The following is a 16,053-nucleotide window of genomic DNA, read 5'->3' on the forward strand; positions in this document are numbered from 1 at the left end:
GCTTTTGCCCGATTGCCAAAGGCCTTAGCCTTCGGTGTCAGCCGCCCGCGCCTCACGCCCGCGAAACCCCATCGCAACCACGAATTTTTCCGAACTATCCGAACGGCTTGCCGGCGGCTTTACGTTCGCAACCTTTTTAAAGTTCTTTTTCAACAGGTTCTGCATGCCAATCTCGGCACCACCTGCCAGAACCTTGGCCACAAACGTGCCCCCTTCGTCCAACGTGTCAAAGGCAAATTCCAGCGCCGCCTCAACCAGCGCAATAATCCGCAAGTGGTCGGTACCTTTATGCCCCGAGGCCGCCGCCGCCATATCCGACATCACCACATCCGCATTGCCGCCCAACCAGCCCTTGACCAGGGCATCGGCTTCCTCGGACAAGAAATCCAACTGATGGATCTGCGCGCCGGGAATCGGCTCGATCGCCTGCAAATCCACACCCAAAACCGTGCCAACCGGCTTTTTCGGGTTCTGCCCCAGTGCATTCACCCGCTCAACCGCGATCTGGCACCAGCCACCGGGCGCACAGCCAAGGTCAACCACCCGCGCGCCGGGCACCAGAAAGCCGTATTTCTCATCCAGCTCGGCAATTTTATACGCCGCGCGGCCACGAAAGCCCTCTTTCTTGGCCCGCTGTACATATGGGTCGTTCAACTGCCGCTCCAGCCACAGCGTCGACGACAGTTTGCGCCCTTTTGCCGTTTTCACCCGCACGCGCAAATCGCGCTGGCCGCGGCCTGATGTCTTTTTCTCGGTCATCTCATTACACCGTCATTCATAAGGCCCATCCGTCAGCACGCCATCCGCGCTCATCTGGGCATAAAGCAAGCCTTCACGCAGGCCCCGATCTGCAACCGACAAACGGTCTGTCGGCCAAACCCGCATCAAAGCCTGCAAGATCGCCGCCCCCGACATAATCAGACTATGCCGGTCCCGCCCGATTCTCGGGTCTGTCCGCCGCCCTTCCGGCCCCAGGGCCAGATATTCGCGGATGACCGTATCTATCTGATCCGACGACATGCGCAACCCATCGACCTTGGCCCGATCATACCGCTTCAGCCCCAAGAACGACGCAGCCACCGTGGTCACCGTGCCGCTGGTGCCGATAATCTGAAACCCCTCGCGCGCATTATCATGGTTATAGGGCGAAAAACTCGACAGGTTTTCCTCAAAAAACCAGCTCATCAGGGCAAAGCGCGCGGCGTCATCCTCGACATCCGCAAACTGGTCTTTCAGCGTCGCCACCCCCAAAGGCACCGAAATCCAATCCACCACCCGCGCTTGCCCCGGCCCTTGCGGCTTGAACCCCGCATGCAGCCGCATAATCGCCCGCGGCCTGTCCGATGGCTCTACCCCTGTCAGATCAATCCACACCAGTTCGGTTGAGCCGCCGCCAATATCAACCACCAGCAACTGCTCGGCCTGTACATTCACCAAAGGCGCACAAGAAATAACCGCCAGCCGCGCCTCATCTTCCGGCGCGATGATTTCCAGCTGTAAACCAGCCTCTCGCCGCACCTGCCGGATAAAATCGCGCCCGTTCTTGGCCTGCCGGCATGCCTCGGTCGAAACCAGACGCATCCGCTTAACCCGATGCTTTTCCAGTTTTTTCTGACAAATGCGTAGCGCTTGGATCGTCCGCGTCATCGACGCACGCGAAAGCCTGCCCGAGGCCTCAAGCCCCGCGCCAAGCTGGACAGTTTTTGAAAAACTGTCGATCACCTGAAACTGGCTGCCCCGCGGTCGGGCAATCAGCATCCGGCAACTATTTGTACCCAAATCCAGCGCAGCATAAAGCTGGCCCGACCCAGGCAGGGGGGAGTCAGACGGTTCGACCCGAGCCTCATCGGAATCGATAAGCTCAGGGATCGCGTCCTCCTCCCGGGGACGCTCGGGCGTCATGTCACGCCCTCCATACAGTGTTGCCACTATGCTACCCCCGCGAGGGCTCATAAACAAGATGAAGATTATGACCCTTTCCGCCTATCGCACCGCAGGGTGCGGCCTGCTATCACCTGCGCAAGGTCGCTCATAGCTGTTTTGATGTCGAAAAACGTCATTGAAAGCGCTGATCTACCGTTAAAACAGGCCAAACGGATAAAGGGGAATCGCAAGATGCCAGAGGTCACAATCGTGTATTGGCGGGATATTCCGGCGCAGGTTATCGTCGGCAAAGGCCGCTCGGGCACCAAGGTGCAGCTGCCTGAACGCTTTGAACAGGCGATTGACCGTTGTGCGATGAAAATCGGCGCCAAAGATGCCGATCTCTACCTTGCCGAATGGCGCAAAGCCGCACCCTACCCGCTTGACGGCGATCCGGCCGAGATTGCCAAAGCCGAAGCCGCCCGTCTGGAAGCCGAGTTCGATACTGCGCGCATCAAGCAACTGATCGATAATTCCGGCTGGGCTTGAACACCTTGGAAAAAACACCCGTAACCAACAAACTGTGGGAGAATGTCGTGGCTCTTTTCAACTTCAAACGTGCGGCCGCACCGGCAAGCACATTTGCCAGCCCCAATGCCCCTCAGCTTGAGGCGTTCTTGCAAGATTACTCGATTGAGGTGATGCCGCGCACTGCCGAAAAGGTCGAGAATTTCCGCGATCTTCTGCCGCAACATACCCGCGTTTATGTCGCCCATATCGAAGGCACCCCGATTGAGGAAATGGTCGCCACCGCCAAGCGTCTGAAAGGCGAAGGCTTTGATGTCATGCCGCATTTTCCGGCCCGCATCATCAAAGACCGTGCCACTTTGGCCAATTGGATTGCACAATACCAAGGCGAGGCCGATGTCAAACAGGCGCTGCTCTTGGGCGGTGGCGTGGCAACACCGCACGGCGATTTCGACAACTCGATGCAGCTGATGGAATCCGGCCTGTTTGACGGCTTCACCCGCTTGCACATCGCCGGTCACCCCGAAGGCAACCGCGATATTGACCGTGACGGCGGCGATAAGCTGGTAATGGAAGCGCTGAAATGGAAACAGGCGTTTTCCGAGCGTTCGGATGCCAAAATGGCAATCGCGACCCAGTTTTGCTTTGAGGCCGGCCCCGTCATAAAATGGGCCGACCGTCTGGCAGCCGAAGGCATCGACATCCCGATCCATATTGGCGTTGCCGGCCCTGCCAAGCTGCAAACCCTGATCAAATTCGCCATCGCTTGCGGTGTTGGTCCGTCGCTGAAAGTGCTGCAAAAACGCGCGATGGACGTGACCAAACTCTTGCTGCCCTATGAGCCGACCGAATTCGTGACCGAACTGGCGGCGCATAAAGCCAAGCACCCGAATTTCGGCATTCAATCTGTCCATTTCTTCCCACTTGGCGGCATCAAAACCAATGCCAACTGGGCCATTGAAAATGGCGGAACCGCTGCCACCCCTGCATCTCAATCTTAAGGAACTAGTTTAACTATGACCCGTACTGTCATTGAATCTAAAACAAAAACGGTAATCATCGGTTTTGACGAACCCTTTTGCGTTATCGGCGAACGTATCAACCCCACAGGGCGTAAAAAGCTGGCAGCCGAACTAGAGGCCGGCAATTTTGATACCGTTCTGCGTGACGCGCTGGAACAGGTTGCTTGCGGCGCCACGGTGCTTGACGTCAACTCTGGCGCGGTTTTCACCAATAAAATGGCCGAAGACCCGCGCTACGCCGACAACAACTTTGTCGAACCCCCCTTGATGCACGAATTGATCACCCGCATTCAGGCCATCACCGACACGCCTTTGTGCATCGACAGCTCGGTTCCCGGCGCACTTGAGGCCGGCCTGAAAGCCGCCGAGGGCCGCCCGCTTTTGAACTCGGTCACCGGTGAAGAAGACCGGCTAGAGCTCGTTCTGCCACTGGTCAAAAAATACAATGTACCGGTTGTGGCGATTTCCAACGACGATACCGGCATTTCCGAAGACCCCGATGTCCGTTTTGCTGTGGCGAAAAAGATCGTCGAACGTGCCGCCGATTTCGGCATTCCGGCTTGTGACATCGTTGTGGACCCGCTGGTGATGCCAGTGGGCGCGATGGGCTCGGCTGGTCAGCAGGTGTTCACCCTTGTGCGCCGCCTGCGCGAAGAACTCGGCGTAAACACCACTTGCGGCGCGTCGAATATTTCCTTTGGCCTGCCGCAACGCCACGGTATCAATGGCGCTTTCTTGCCTATGGCCATTGGCGCAGGCATGACCAGCGCCATCATGAACCCCGTGCGTTTGCAGGAAATGGAGGCCATTCGCGCCGCCAACTTCCTGATGAACCATGATGCCAACGGCGGCGAATGGATCCGCTTTGCCAAGGTCATCGAAGCCGTCGAAGGCGGGATGACCTTTGCCGAAGCCTCGGCCTCTATCGGTGCGGCCGGTGGGCGTGGTGGGCGTCGCGGTGGGCGCCGCGGCTAAGGCCTTTCGACAAAATTTCTCCATGGGCCCAATGGTTTTGGGCCCATGGAACACAGCCAAAACACCCCGCTCCACGCATTCGCACCGGTTTTGCCAGCGTTAACGGCACCGCCCCTGATTTTTCGACAATAAATCAAAATATTGAATGCGGATGCCTACCCTCTGGACAATCCACACCGCAGCCGCCATCAACAGCGCATGTCTGAACGCAATCACCCCCTCGCAGCCGCAGCATGGATGATCGGCTCTATCGCCGCTTTCTCGGTCATGGCCGTTGCCGGGCGCGAGGTTTCGGGCGTGCATGACACGTTTGAAATCATGACCTGGCGTTCGCTCATCGGCTTTGTCATCGTTGTGGCCGTTGCCACAACCACCCGTCGCCTGCATGAGGTGAAAACCAACCGCCTCCACCGCCACGCCTTGCGCAATGTGGCGCATTTCACCGGTCAGAACCTCTGGTTCTGGGCGTTAACAATGATCCCCCTCGGCCAGGTTTTTGCGCTCGAATTCACCTCTCCGATCTGGCTTATCCTGCTCGCCCCGATCTTTCTGGGCGAGTCCCTGACCCGCCCAAAACTAATCGCCGCCGGCTTTGGGTTTGCGGGTACGCTGTTTGTCGCCCGCCCTGATTTTTCGGCCTTCGACCCCGGAATAGCCGCCGCGGCGCTGGCCGCCCTTTGCTTTGCAACCACCAATATTGCAACCAAATCGCTTACCCGCCACGAATCCATTGTCTCCATCATGTTCTGGCTGACCGGCATGCAACTGGTGATGGGAATCGTCATGGCGGGGTATGATGGCGCTATCGCCTTGCCCACCGCGCAGACCTTGCCTTGGCTGGTTCTGATCGGGCTCTGCGGCCTTACCGCCCACTTCTGCCTGACCACGGCGCTGTCACTTGCGCCTGCCAGCGTTGTCGTCCCGATTGACTTTCTGCGCCTGCCCGTGGCCTTTACCCTCGGCTGGGTGCTTTATGATGAAGGCCTTGATCCTGCTTTGATAATTGGCGCGGCGCTCATCCTGATCGGCATCAGTGTTAACCTTTGGGCGGGCAAAACCGCCGCAAGACGGGCATAGATACAACAACTTTCCCCTTCAAAGTTTGTGACGCGGCGTAACGAATTGACCGATTCAAATCGTCGCTTTAACGGTATTTCGGGACCATTGTTTTAAATCGTTCAAGGACAAGTTCGGGGAGGAACTACCATGAAAAAAATCCTAGCAACCCTAGGGGCGGCGGCGCTTACCGCCGGCGCAGCACAGGCCGGCGGCATTGACCGCACTGGCCAATCCACGGGCATCCTGTTCGAAAAAGGCAATTACGCCGAGTTTTCCTTTAGCCACGTGTCACCAAGCATTTCGGGCGTTGGTGCAAGCTCAGGTATCGGTACCGGTATAAGTCTGGCAACCCCGACACCGGGTCAGGCCTCGGGCGATATGGCGGCCAATTACAACCAGATCGCTGGTGGCTTGAAATATCAGTTCAACGACCGTCTTTCGGCAGCCCTGATCGTCGATCAACCTTTCGGCGCCGATGTCTACTACCCTGCGGGAACCACCTATTTCGCGCGCGGCTCGACCGCCTCAATCGACACGATGGCCATGACCGGCTTGCTGAAATATACAACCGCGTCAAATGTTTCGGTCTATGGCGGCCTGAAGTATCAGACCATGTCAGCCGTGGCATCCGTGCCCTTTATCAAAAGCTATACCGGCAAAGCCGAACGTGATGGCGGATATGGCTATGTCGTTGGGGCCGCTTATGAAAAGCCCGAAATAGCGCTGCGCGTGGCGCTGACCTACAGCTCCAAGGTAAAGCATGATTTTGCTGTTGTCGAAACCTCTACGCAGGCAGGTCTTACATCGCTCGCCAGCACCATGCAGGTCGAGACACCGCAATCACTGAACCTTGAATTCCAATCTGGCGTTGCCAAGGACACATTGGTCTTCGGCTCGGTCCGTTGGGTTGACTGGTCCAATTTCAAAATCGCCCCAAAAATTTACAACACATTGACCGGCGGTGGCAGCCTCGTATCCTACGACCATGACACCATTACCTATACTTTGGGCGTTGGGCGCAAGCTGAACGACAATTGGGCAGTTTCGGCCTCGCTTGGCTATGAAAAAGCCCACGGTGGCTTTTCGGCAAACCTTGGCCCGCATGACGGCAAGAAAAGCCTGACGCTGGCGGCGATCTATACCCGCGACAATATGAAAATCACGGGTGGCCTGTCCTATACAAAAATCGGCGATGCCCAAACCACGCTGAACAACACAGTCACAGCAGCGAATTTTAACGACAACCACGCTGTCGGCGTCGGCATCAAGGTTGGTTACAGCTTCTAAGCTGCTGATAGAACAGGTTTAACCCCTAGCATGAAAGGCCCCGCACATCCTGCGGGGCCTTTTTCGCTAAAAATCCAAGTCCAGCCAAAGCCGCCCGTCCCGATAGCCGCCTTGCACCAAATAGCCGGTACTTGCCACCTCGGGGAACGCGTCTTGCCAATCCCGAAAGCGGTCATTCGTCACAATCCGCGCCTGTAAATCCCGCGCCGATTGCAGAATAAACCCATCGGCCTGCACGCCTTTGGCCACCACCATCACACGGTCACGCGGCAACCCCAAATCCCGTGCCATGGCCACATCATTGCGGTGGCGCCCCCCCAGCAAATAGCCCGCATTCGCGTCAAACATCACACCGGGCACAAAACCCAAATTTGTCAGCCGCTCGATCACCACGATCACCGTTTCAAGGTTTGGTTGGCCGCCGTTCCAATACATCACGTTTGACCCGTCGATGACGATCCATTTTTCCCGCGAGATTTTGCGGCTCGGGGCCTTCTTGTACTGCGGTGTGATTTTGCGGCGCTGTGCCTTCTTGTCCGGCGCGTACCACGCACGCAGCAGTACAATCGCACTGGCCATCGCGCAAAGCACCGCCAGCAAAAACGCATCTGGCATCGTCCACGTCGCAGCCAATGCCAGAACAGAGAGGGCAAACAAAATGACGGGTACAATCATAACGCGAATCTAGCCGTGAAAAACCACCTTGCCAAGCAGACTTGCACCCACCAGCCGCAGTTTTCGCGTGAACTCCGGCCCTGCCCGCGCTATCACATGGCACCAACACGCAGCGGAGGCCTTGATGCTCTATTCTTCATCCAAAGACTGGCTGGCAGAACCTGCCAAGAAAACCTTGCTCTTTGGCATGTCTGGCCTTGGTAAAACCTATCTTTCCAATATGTTGCGCGATGAGGCCCGTTGGTTTCACTATTCGGTCGATTACCGCATCGGCACCCGCTACATGGGCGAATATATCGCCGACAACTTTAAACGTGAGGCGATGAAAGTTCCGCTTTTGCGTGAATTACTGCTGACCGATAGCGTTTATATCGCGTCAAACATCACCTTTGAAAATCTGGCACCGCTGTCCACCTATCTGGGCAAACCCGGCAACCCCGATCTTGGCGGCGTGGCCTTTGCCGAATATTGCGCCCGCCAGACCCAGCATGAGGCCGCCGAAAAAGCCGCATTGATGGATACCGAGCGTTTCATCAAACGCGCCGCCAGCCTTTATGGCTATAACAATTTCGTCTGCGATAGCGGCGGCTCTATTTGTGAGGTTGTTGATGCCAATGACCCCCACGACCCTATTTTGACCGCCCTGTCGCGCAACCTGCTGCTGGTCTGGATCCAGGGCTCGGATGCGCATCGTGAAGCCCTGATCCGCCGCTTTGATCGCGCGCCCAAGCCTATGTATTATCAGCCTGAATTCCTGCTTCAGGTCTGGAACGATTACCTGACCGCGCAATCCCTGACCGAAGAGCAGGTAAACCCCGACGCCTTTCTGCGCTATGGCTACGCCCGCCTGCTCGACCATCGCCGCCCGCGCTATGCGGCAATGGCAAAATGGGGCGTCACCGTCACCGCAGATGAGGTGGCGCAGGTCAAATCACCCGACGATTACATCGCCCTGATTGCCAAAGCCCTTGATCGCGGCAATACCGCCCCCTAATTCTTGTCCGAGACCGGAGCCAAAATTATGCCCATCACCCTGCCCGAAGACCTGCCCGCTTTTGACGTTTTGTCAAAGGAAGGCGTCATGGTGATTTCACCCGACCGTGCCAGCCATCAAGACATCCGCCCGCTGAAAATTGCGCTGCTGAACCTGATGCCCAAAAAGATCCAAACCGAAAACCAATTCGCGCGGCTGATCGGTGCCACGCCCTTGCAGATTGATCTGTCGCTGATCCGCATGTCGGAACACCAAACCAAAAACACCGCCGCCGAACATATGGAAGCCTTCTATCGCCCCTTCCAAGAGGTGCGGGATGAAAAATTCGACGGCCTTATCATCACGGGCGCACCGATTGAGCATTTGCCCTTTCAAGACGTGACCTATTGGGATGAGCTGACCGAGGTCATGGACTGGACGCAAACCAACGTGCATTCCACCTTTGGCGTTTGCTGGGGCGGCATGGCGATGATCAACCATTTTCATGGCGTGCAAAAACACATGTTGCCCGCCAAGGCGTTCGGCTGTTTCCGCCATCAGAACCTTTCCCCTACCTCGCCGTATTTGCGCGGGTTTTCAGATGATTGCGTGATACCTGTGTCGCGCTGGACCGAAATGAAACAGGCCGAAATTGACGCCGCACCCGGCCTGCACATTCTGCTCGGCTCGGATCAATCAGGCCCCTGCCTGGTCGAGGACGCGGCACATCGCGCGCTGTATATCTTCAATCATTTCGAATATGACAACGAGACGCTAAAGCAGGAATATGACCGCGACATCGCCGCCGGCACCCCGATTAACGTGCCGCAAAACTACTACCCGGATGACAATCCTGCAAATAAACCGCTGAACCGCTGGCGCAGCCACGCGCATCTTTTGTACGGCAACTGGATTAATGAAATCTACCAGTCAACCCCTTATGATATCGCGCAAATTGGCCAATAACCCTGTCTTCGCCTCTTCCGCACGCGCACCAAACCGCTGATTGCACCGCAGCCTACAACCCGCCATATTGCCATAAACCAACCAACGGAGCCCGCTATGGACCTGCCTTTTGACGGAGCAATCAGCAAGTTTCTGGCCCAAGACGCGCCCAAGCCTGTCCGCAAAACGCTGGAAAAAGCTGATAAAGACGACATCCTGTCGAAATCCTATCCCTATAAGCGCGAGATGAAGCGCAAGGATTATGAAACCGCGATGCGCGGCCTGCAACGCCAGCTTGTGCGCTTGCAAGCCGACATCAAAGAGACGGGCAAGCGTGTGGTCGTGGTTTATGAGGGGCGCGATGCCGCCGGCAAAGGGGGTACAATCGCCGTCACCCGCGAAAACCTGAATCCGCGTGTTGCCTCGGTCGTCGCCCTTTCCAAACCCTCTGACCGCGAAGCGACACAATGGTATTTTCAACGCTACATTGATTGGCTACCTGCGGCCGGTGAAATGGTGCTGTTCGACCGCTCTTGGTACAATCGTGGTGTTGTTGAGCATGTCTTTGGCTTTTGTACCCCTGATCAGCGCGAACATTTCTTTGCCCAGCTTCCCAGTTTCGAAGAAATGCTGGTGAATGAGGGCATTGTACTGGTCAAACTCTGGCTGAATGTCGGTCAGGCCGAACAGCTCCGCCGCTTTCTCGCGCGTGAAAAAGACCCGCTCAAGCAGTGGAAACTTTCATGGATTGATGTCGAGGGCTTGAAAAAATGGGACGCCTATAGCGCCGCCATCGAAGAAACCCTGACGCGCAGCCACTGCGACCACGCGCCTTGGACGGTCATCCGCTCGGACGATAAAAAGCGCGCCCGTATTGCCGCTATTCAAACCCTTCTGCGGGCAGTCGATTATGCCGGCAAGGATGACACGCTGATCGGCACGCCCGACCCTGCGATTTGCGGTACCCCTGCGCTCTGGGCCGATTCCGCGGATGAGTAAACGCGGTTATCATCATGGCAACCTGCGACAGGCATTGGTCGAGGCAGCGCTGGACCTGATTACAGAAAAAGGCCCGCAAGGCTTTACCCTGTCCGAGGCCGCCAAAGAGGCCGGCGTCACCCCCGCCGCCGTCTATCGCCATTTCGCCGGACGGGATGAGCTGATCGCCGAGGCCGCCCGCCAAGGCTATGATATCTTTGCCGCTTTGATGGAATACGCCTATAATGATGGCAAACCCAGCGCCTTGCAGGCGTTTGAGGCGACAGGCCGCGCCTATCTTGCCTTTGCCCGCAAATATCCGGGCCATTATCAGGCCATGTTTGAAAGCGGCTTGGCAATGTCTGCCCATCCCGAACTGGCAACCACCGCCGCCAAAGCGCGTGGCGTGATGGAGCGCGCCGCTGTGCAATTGTCACAACAACTCCCACCGGCAAAGCGCCCGCCTGCCTCGATGTTTTCGGCCCATATCTGGGCGCTCAGCCATGGCGTGGTCGAGCTGTTCGCCCGCGGTTCACCGGGGGCAAAAAGCCCCTACCCGCCCGAAGATCTGCTGGAAACCGGCATCGGCATCTACCTGCGCGGGCTGGGGCTACTGCCGCCCGATAACTAGGCGTTGAAAAGGGGGCACGTTGCGCACACCCCGCAATCGGCCTGCCCGATCACCCTGTTCGCGTTGCAAACAGGGCTTAACAATCAGTTAACGGAAATGGGATTTTTGTTTGTTTTCTGTTAGTTAACAAAGTGACCGCACGCGGACAGTTCAGCGAAACAGCACCAAGGCCCCCGGAGACCAGGCAACCCGCGTTTCATCCCCGATTTCCAGAACCGGGCGGCCAAAAACGTTCCGCATCGAAATCCGGATCGCCGCATCCGACCCGGCCAATTTGACATCATAATAGGTCATGTCGCCGTAATAAACGACCTCTTCAATCACAGCCATACTCTCGCGATCGCTCGCTGTCTGGCCTTCAAAAAGGATCGTCAACGTTTCGGGCCGAAACCCTACAACCGCCCCCTCACCCGAGGTTCCCCCCGGCGCCTGCTCGGCATTCAAAACCAGCCGCCCAAAGCCCTGCGCCTCGACTTCAACCGTGTCACCGGATTCGCCAATAATCTGGGCAGGCAGGAAGTTCATCGTCCCAATAAAATCCGCCACTCTCCGGCTATTGGGGCGCCGATACAGGGTTTCAGGGTCGGCCAGCTGCGCGATCTCACCTTCAAACATCACAGCAATCCGGTCGGACATAACCAGGGCTTCTTCCTGATCATGGGTGACCAGAATAAACGTGATGCCCACCTGGCGTTGCAAGCGGATCAATTCCACCTGCATCTGCTCGCGCATCTTTTTATCCAGCGCTGAAAGCGGCTCATCCAGCAGCAAGACTTTGGGCTTCAAAATCAACGCCCGCGCCAAAGCAACCCGTTGCCGCTGCCCACCCGAAAGCGCATGGGCCTCACGATCACCAAAGCCTTTCAGACCCACCATTTCCAAGGCGTCACCGACCCGCGACGCCATCTCAGCTTTGGAAAGCCCGGCCTTGCGCAGCCCGAATCCGACGTTTTCGGCAACAGTCAAATGCGGAAAAATCGCGTAGGATTGGAACACCATATTTGTCGGCCGTTGGTTTGCCGGAACCCCCGCCATATTGCGGCCGTCAATCATTACGGCGCCCGAAGAAATGCCCTCAAACCCGGCAATCGTACGCAAAAGCGTTGTCTTGCCACAACCCGAAGGCCCGAGTAGCGAGAAAAACTCACCCGCCCTAATCTCGGCCGTAATCCCGCGCAAGGCATGGTAATCGCCATAATATTTTTGCACGTCCTGAAACGCAATCATGGTGGGTTTATCGGTCACAGGAAGCCTCCGGTATCTTTTCCGCCGGTTTTCGCGATCCCGCGGCGACGGAAAAATTCAGCAATAGTTAGCAAAACAATCGACAAGCAGACGAGCACAGTCCCCAGCGCCATGATCACCGGCACTGCGGCCGGAAAGCGGAACTGCGAGAAGATGAACACAGGCAAAGTCGGCTCGGTGCCCGCAAGGAAAAACGCGATGATGAACTCATCAAGACTGATGGTAAACGAGATCAGCAGGCTGGAAATAATCCCCGGCATGACCAGCGGTAAAATAATCAGGCGAAAGGTCGATGCAGCGGTTTCGCCCAAATCATAGGCGGCCTCTTCCAGACTTTGATCAAGCGATTGAAATGCTGATGACAGAATCGCAATGGTGAAAGGGGTGCAAATCAGCACATGCCCCAAAATCACCGTCCACAGCGACAGGTTTACCCCCATGCCCAGCAGGACGACCAGCAAAGATACGGCGACAATAATCTCTGGCAGCACCAGTGGAAGCATGATTAACCCCATGATCCCTGCCTTCATCGGAAAACGATAGCGCGTTGAGGCGCGCGCGGCAAAAATGCCCAAAGTGGTCGCCAATATCGATGAGGTAATTGCGATAAACAACGAGTTTTTCACCGCAAGACCAAGTGTTGGCTGCTCGAACATCGCGGCAAACCAGCGGGTCGAAAAGCCGGTCAGCGGAAAGGCGATCACTGTCGCATCGTTAAAGGCAAACATCGGCAAAATGATGATTGGCGCGTAAAGGAACAGCAAATACCCAATGGCATAGACCTTGAACCATCTTCCCTTCATCACTTTGGCCCCTTCAGATAACGACGATTGAGCCCGATAAAGGCAAGGCTGACCAAAGTTACAATCGCCATCGCCGAAACCGCAATGGCCGAACCGAGCGGATAATTATCAAGCTTGAGATATTGTAGCTGGATCAGGTTTGCGACCATCCGGCCCTCGGGGCCACCCACAAGTTGCGGCGTGACGTAATCGCCGATGGTCGGAATAAACACAATAAGAACCGAGGCAATCACGCCCGGCATCGCCAAAGGCAAAGTGACCCGCAGGAATGTCCTGAACTTGGTTTCGCCCAAATCCTGCCCCGCCTCTAGCAAGCTGCGGTCGATCTTTTCCAACGCAACAAAGATTGGCAAAATGGCAAAGGGTGCATAGGCATGGGCTAGGGTGATGACAACCGAATTTACATTATACAGAATAAAATCAAGCGGTTGATCGATAATACCAAGCCCGATGAGGCCCGAGTTTACCACGCCGTTATAGCCCAATATGACTTTCCACAAGAACACGCGGATCAGATAGCTGGTCCAGAACGGGATGGTAATCAGAAACAGCCAAAGCGACTTTTTCGATGCTTCGACATGAAAGCTAACAAAATACGCAACAGGAAAGGCCAAAATGACAGTCACAAACGTAACGGTCATCGCTACGCCCAACGACCGGATCATCACCGAGCGGTACAATTCATTCGTCCACGCCTCGACATAGTTGGCGACGGTGAATTGACGGATGATCTCGAGATAGCCGTCGGTCAAAAAACTATACAGAAAAATTGTACCAAGTGGCGCGGCCAACATCAAAATGGCGTAAATTGCCGTTGGGCTAACCATCAGCAATCCGTTTGCGCCTTCAGACTGGCGCCATTTGCTCCATCGCGATTCAGCGCCCATTGTGCCGCCCACCTAATTCACAGTTGCTAAACACTATGTCTTACACAGGAATTCGCGTGTGAAAAGAGCGTATTTGCATGGGCTTGGTGCAGAGCGATGTCAGACGCCAATACGCTCTAGCGCAATCGCACGTTTGCCGACCTCGGAAATCAGCGCTGGCACAACCTTTAATGCCAAAACCGCACTGCGAAGGGCCTCAGACAGCTGGGCTTCGTTCACATGCTGGCTGGACACGCGCCAAACCATGCGGCGGCTGACGCCATCATCAAAAACGACTTCGGTACCACCGTTGCGTGCTTTGCGGAATCCAAGAAACTGCGCGCCCCCATTGGGTGCGTGAAAACCTGATTGATATCCCATTTTGGGTCTCTTTTTATATAACTGCTCTACCGGCAATCATCGCTCAGAGCGTCACGTCAGGTCAAGTGATTTGATCGCTGATCACGCAGAAGCGATTGAAATGCAACAATTACACAGAAAGCTCGGATGGAGGACTTTCCAGCAGGCGCGCAAGTCTTCGACAGGCATCTTCGATCTGACCCCTGCTATGGTTGCCGGGCAGTGCCAGACGCACAGCATTTGGTGCCCGGCCATGAATTAACGCGAACTCATCCGCCGAACGCAGCAAGACGCCTTCGGTTTCGGCCATCCGCGCAAAAACCGATGCACGCCACCCCGAAGGCAGCCGCAACCAGACAAATGGCAAGCCTTGCTGCCACGCAAGATCATAAGCGCCCAGTACATTGACCACACCTTCCAGCCGGTCTGAAAAGCCGGCCTGCACTGCTAAGCGCAATTCTTGTGCCACGCCACTGTCCAGCAGCGCGGTGCAGAGATCCGAGACCGGCCGCGCGAGGCCGAAAAAGCTGTGCTGTGCTGTCAGGCGGCCAGCTTGCCCCATCCCGTTCGGGCAAACAACATAGCCAAGCCGTAATGCCGCCGAAATGCTTTTGGAAAAACTGGCGATATACCAGGTGCGATCTGGCGCCAATGCCCGCAAAGACGGAAGATTGCTTTGGGCGATAGAATAACAATCATCCTCAATGATCTGAATTTCATAGGTTTTTGCGATCTGGGCGATCTCTATCCGCCTGTGTTCGGGCATTCGTACTGTCGTTGGATTTTGCGCCTCGGTCGTGACGCACAGCACCTGCGGGCTGTGCTTGCGGCAGGCCGCCTCAAGCGCATCGGGGCGCATTCCTTCCTCATCCACCTCTATCGCCAGGGGTTCGGCGCGCGACAGGCGGGCGGCGTGGCGAAACCCTGCATAGGCAAGGTCTTCGATCAGCACCATCGGCCGATCACCGCGCAGGCAACATTGCAGCACCAAGTTAATGGCATTTTGGCCACCATAACTAAGCGCGATATCATCGGAAGACAGTGGGCCAAGTACCCGCCCCTGCAACCAACCGACAATCCCTTCGCGCAACCTTTCCTCGTCGCGTTGACTGGGGTAGTCGAGCCAACTGGAGGAAATTGTACCATTCATAGTGGCCAATGCCGCATTGAACGCCGCCCCCTGCCCGACATCGGGCATTCGCGGTGAACGCATATCGATACGCCCTGTCAAAGAAGCCGGGTCGCGCTCGGCATAAAAGCTTTGCGTTGGGCCAAAGCGCGGCGTCGACATGGCCACAAAAGTACCACGCCCGACTGTTGCCGCCAAAAGCCCCTCTTGCGTGGCCAATTGGTACGCACGCGAGACCGTTCCCGGAGTGACTTTGATTTGCCAGGCCAGTTCGCGCACTGTGGGCAGCTGGCTGTCGGGCGGCAAAACGCCCATCCGAATGGCTTCGCGCAAGGCGCGGACCAGCGCCAAATATTTGGGGCCGGGATATTGTGTCAAATCTGGCAGCCAATTTGTATTGGTCACAAAGTACCTCTGGCGTTGTTTTGGCAAGTTTGCAATATTGTACGCATGCAGTCAATCCGGATTGTATGCGTACAAATGAGGTTTCCTATGTCATATCAGAATTTTGAGACGTTGATCGCAATTCGCCCGCTGCCCCCAGTGGCATCTGCCGTGTTTGCGCTGGCTGTCACCATTCTGAAATGGGAACAACGTCGCCAAACCCGACGCGCGCTAAGCCATTTGGATAAACATATGCTAAGTGACATCGGCCTGAGCCAACATGAAGCAGAGTTGGAACACCAAAAAGCTTTCTGGAAAGGCTAAACGAAT

General features: G+C 56.2%; 18 protein-coding genes. 10 read left to right on the top strand and 8 right to left on the bottom strand.

Annotated elements, in window-relative coordinates:
* Positions 1-24: 24 nt before the first annotated feature.
* Both AKU79_RS04550 and AKU79_RS04555 read right to left on the bottom strand, forming a co-directional pair.
* Positions 25-759: an RlmE family RNA methyltransferase gene (locus AKU79_RS04550; protein WP_050522387.1), complete on the bottom strand. Its 735-nt coding sequence runs from the start codon at positions 757-759 to the stop codon at positions 25-27.
* Positions 760-771: 12 nt separating this feature from the next.
* Positions 772-1,902 (bottom strand): Ppx/GppA phosphatase family protein, encoded by a 1,131-nt coding sequence (locus tag AKU79_RS04555; RefSeq protein WP_050522388.1) that lies wholly within the window; start codon positions 1,900-1,902, stop codon positions 772-774.
* A 213-nt stretch (positions 1,903-2,115) separates the two neighbouring features.
* Between AKU79_RS04555 and AKU79_RS04560 the strand changes: the two genes are divergently transcribed.
* The 5 genes from AKU79_RS04560 to AKU79_RS04580 all read left to right on the top strand — a co-directional run bounded on the left by AKU79_RS04560 (position 2,116) and on the right by AKU79_RS04580 (position 6,734).
* A complete protein-coding gene (locus AKU79_RS04560) occupies positions 2,116-2,412 on the top strand; it encodes a virulence factor (protein WP_050522738.1) in 297 nt (98 codons plus the stop codon).
* Between the two features lie 47 nt (positions 2,413-2,459).
* On the top strand, positions 2,460-3,392 hold the full coding sequence (locus tag AKU79_RS04565; protein ID WP_050522739.1) for a methylenetetrahydrofolate reductase: 933 nt from the start codon (positions 2,460-2,462) through the stop codon (positions 3,390-3,392).
* 15 nt (positions 3,393-3,407) lie between these two features.
* A complete protein-coding gene (locus AKU79_RS04570) occupies positions 3,408-4,388 on the top strand; it encodes a methyltetrahydrofolate cobalamin methyltransferase (RefSeq protein WP_050522389.1) in 981 nt (326 codons plus the stop codon).
* Between the two features lie 198 nt (positions 4,389-4,586).
* Positions 4,587-5,465, top strand: coding sequence for a DMT family transporter (locus tag AKU79_RS04575; protein ID WP_050522390.1), 879 nt, complete (start codon positions 4,587-4,589; stop codon positions 5,463-5,465).
* Positions 5,466-5,594: 129 nt separating this feature from the next.
* A complete protein-coding gene (locus tag AKU79_RS04580; protein WP_050522391.1) occupies positions 5,595-6,734 on the top strand; it encodes an OmpP1/FadL family transporter in 1,140 nt (379 codons plus the stop codon).
* Positions 6,735-6,800: 66 nt separating this feature from the next.
* Here the strand turns inward: AKU79_RS04580 and AKU79_RS04585 are convergent, their stop codons facing one another.
* A complete protein-coding gene (locus AKU79_RS04585; RefSeq protein WP_050522392.1) occupies positions 6,801-7,409 on the bottom strand; it encodes an NYN domain-containing protein in 609 nt (202 codons plus the stop codon).
* Between the two features lie 124 nt (positions 7,410-7,533).
* Here AKU79_RS04585 and AKU79_RS04590 point away from each other — a divergent pair, with 124 nt between their 5' ends.
* The 4 genes from AKU79_RS04590 to AKU79_RS04605 all read left to right on the top strand — a co-directional run bounded on the left by AKU79_RS04590 (position 7,534) and on the right by AKU79_RS04605 (position 10,936).
* The gene (locus AKU79_RS04590) at positions 7,534-8,403 is read left to right on the top strand and encodes a thioredoxin domain-containing protein (protein WP_050522740.1); all 870 of its coding nucleotides are present in this window, start codon (positions 7,534-7,536) and stop codon (positions 8,401-8,403) included.
* 27 nt (positions 8,404-8,430) lie between these two features.
* A complete protein-coding gene (gene metA, locus AKU79_RS04595) occupies positions 8,431-9,348 on the top strand; it encodes a homoserine O-acetyltransferase MetA (RefSeq protein ID WP_050522393.1) in 918 nt (305 codons plus the stop codon).
* 96 nt (positions 9,349-9,444) lie between these two features.
* Entirely contained in the window at positions 9,445-10,326 is an 882-nt protein-coding gene (gene ppk2 / locus AKU79_RS04600; protein WP_050522394.1) for a polyphosphate kinase 2, read from the top strand.
* A complete protein-coding gene (locus tag AKU79_RS04605; protein ID WP_050522395.1) occupies positions 10,319-10,936 on the top strand; it encodes a TetR/AcrR family transcriptional regulator in 618 nt (205 codons plus the stop codon). Before ppk2 ends, AKU79_RS04605 begins: the two co-directional genes overlap by 8 nt.
* 150 nt (positions 10,937-11,086) lie before the next feature.
* Here AKU79_RS04605 and AKU79_RS04610 read toward each other — a convergent pair whose 3' ends face one another.
* The 5 genes from AKU79_RS04610 to AKU79_RS04630 form a co-directional block, all read right to left on the bottom strand.
* A complete protein-coding gene (locus AKU79_RS04610) occupies positions 11,087-12,163 on the bottom strand; it encodes an ABC transporter ATP-binding protein (protein ID WP_050522741.1) in 1,077 nt (358 codons plus the stop codon).
* A gap of 14 nt (positions 12,164-12,177) precedes the next feature.
* Positions 12,178-12,984, bottom strand: a complete 807-nt coding sequence (locus AKU79_RS04615; protein WP_050522396.1) for an ABC transporter permease — start codon at positions 12,982-12,984, stop codon at positions 12,178-12,180.
* Positions 12,984-13,871: an ABC transporter permease gene (locus AKU79_RS04620; protein ID WP_050522397.1), complete on the bottom strand. Its 888-nt coding sequence runs from the start codon at positions 13,869-13,871 to the stop codon at positions 12,984-12,986. The genes AKU79_RS04615 and AKU79_RS04620 overlap by 1 nt, the downstream gene beginning before the upstream one ends.
* Positions 13,872-13,970: 99 nt before the next feature.
* A complete protein-coding gene (locus AKU79_RS04625) occupies positions 13,971-14,231 on the bottom strand; it encodes a hypothetical protein (RefSeq protein WP_050522398.1) in 261 nt (86 codons plus the stop codon).
* 109 nt (positions 14,232-14,340) lie between these two features.
* A complete protein-coding gene (locus AKU79_RS04630; protein ID WP_050522399.1) occupies positions 14,341-15,744 on the bottom strand; it encodes an aminotransferase-like domain-containing protein in 1,404 nt (467 codons plus the stop codon).
* Positions 15,745-15,831: 87 nt separating this feature from the next.
* On the opposite strand from AKU79_RS04630, the gene AKU79_RS04635 reads away from it, so the two are divergent.
* A complete protein-coding gene (locus AKU79_RS04635; protein WP_050522400.1) occupies positions 15,832-16,047 on the top strand; it encodes a DUF1127 domain-containing protein in 216 nt (71 codons plus the stop codon).
* Positions 16,048-16,053 lie beyond the last annotated feature (6 nt).

This window comes from Pseudorhodobacter wandonensis (assembly GCF_001202035.1).
GTDB lineage: Bacteria > Pseudomonadota > Alphaproteobacteria > Rhodobacterales > Rhodobacteraceae > Pseudorhodobacter > Pseudorhodobacter wandonensis.

Coding starts and splice junctions, on each gene's coding strand:
- AKU79_RS04550 (WP_050522387.1), bottom strand. CDS start 759: ATGACCGAGAAAAAGACATCAGGCCGCGGCCAGCGCGATTTGCGCGTG.
- AKU79_RS04555 (WP_050522388.1), bottom strand. CDS start 1,902: ATGACGCCCGAGCGTCCCCGGGAGGAGGACGCGATCCCTGAGCTTATC.
- AKU79_RS04560 (WP_050522738.1), top strand. CDS start 2,116: ATGCCAGAGGTCACAATCGTGTATTGGCGGGATATTCCGGCGCAGGTT.
- AKU79_RS04570 (WP_050522389.1), top strand. CDS start 3,408: ATGACCCGTACTGTCATTGAATCTAAAACAAAAACGGTAATCATCGGT.
- AKU79_RS04575 (WP_050522390.1), top strand. CDS start 4,587: ATGTCTGAACGCAATCACCCCCTCGCAGCCGCAGCATGGATGATCGGC.
- AKU79_RS04580 (WP_050522391.1), top strand. CDS start 5,595: ATGAAAAAAATCCTAGCAACCCTAGGGGCGGCGGCGCTTACCGCCGGC.
- AKU79_RS04585 (WP_050522392.1), bottom strand. CDS start 7,409: ATGATTGTACCCGTCATTTTGTTTGCCCTCTCTGTTCTGGCATTGGCT.
- AKU79_RS04590 (WP_050522740.1), top strand. CDS start 7,534: ATGCTCTATTCTTCATCCAAAGACTGGCTGGCAGAACCTGCCAAGAAA.
- metA (WP_050522393.1), top strand. CDS start 8,431: ATGCCCATCACCCTGCCCGAAGACCTGCCCGCTTTTGACGTTTTGTCA.
- ppk2 (WP_050522394.1), top strand. CDS start 9,445: ATGGACCTGCCTTTTGACGGAGCAATCAGCAAGTTTCTGGCCCAAGAC.
- AKU79_RS04605 (WP_050522395.1), top strand. CDS start 10,319: ATGAGTAAACGCGGTTATCATCATGGCAACCTGCGACAGGCATTGGTC.
- AKU79_RS04610 (WP_050522741.1), bottom strand. CDS start 12,163: ATGATTGCGTTTCAGGACGTGCAAAAATATTATGGCGATTACCATGCC.
- AKU79_RS04615 (WP_050522396.1), bottom strand. CDS start 12,984: ATGAAGGGAAGATGGTTCAAGGTCTATGCCATTGGGTATTTGCTGTTC.
- AKU79_RS04620 (WP_050522397.1), bottom strand. CDS start 13,871: ATGGGCGCTGAATCGCGATGGAGCAAATGGCGCCAGTCTGAAGGCGCA.
- AKU79_RS04625 (WP_050522398.1), bottom strand. CDS start 14,231: ATGGGATATCAATCAGGTTTTCACGCACCCAATGGGGGCGCGCAGTTT.
- AKU79_RS04635 (WP_050522400.1), top strand. CDS start 15,832: ATGTCATATCAGAATTTTGAGACGTTGATCGCAATTCGCCCGCTGCCC.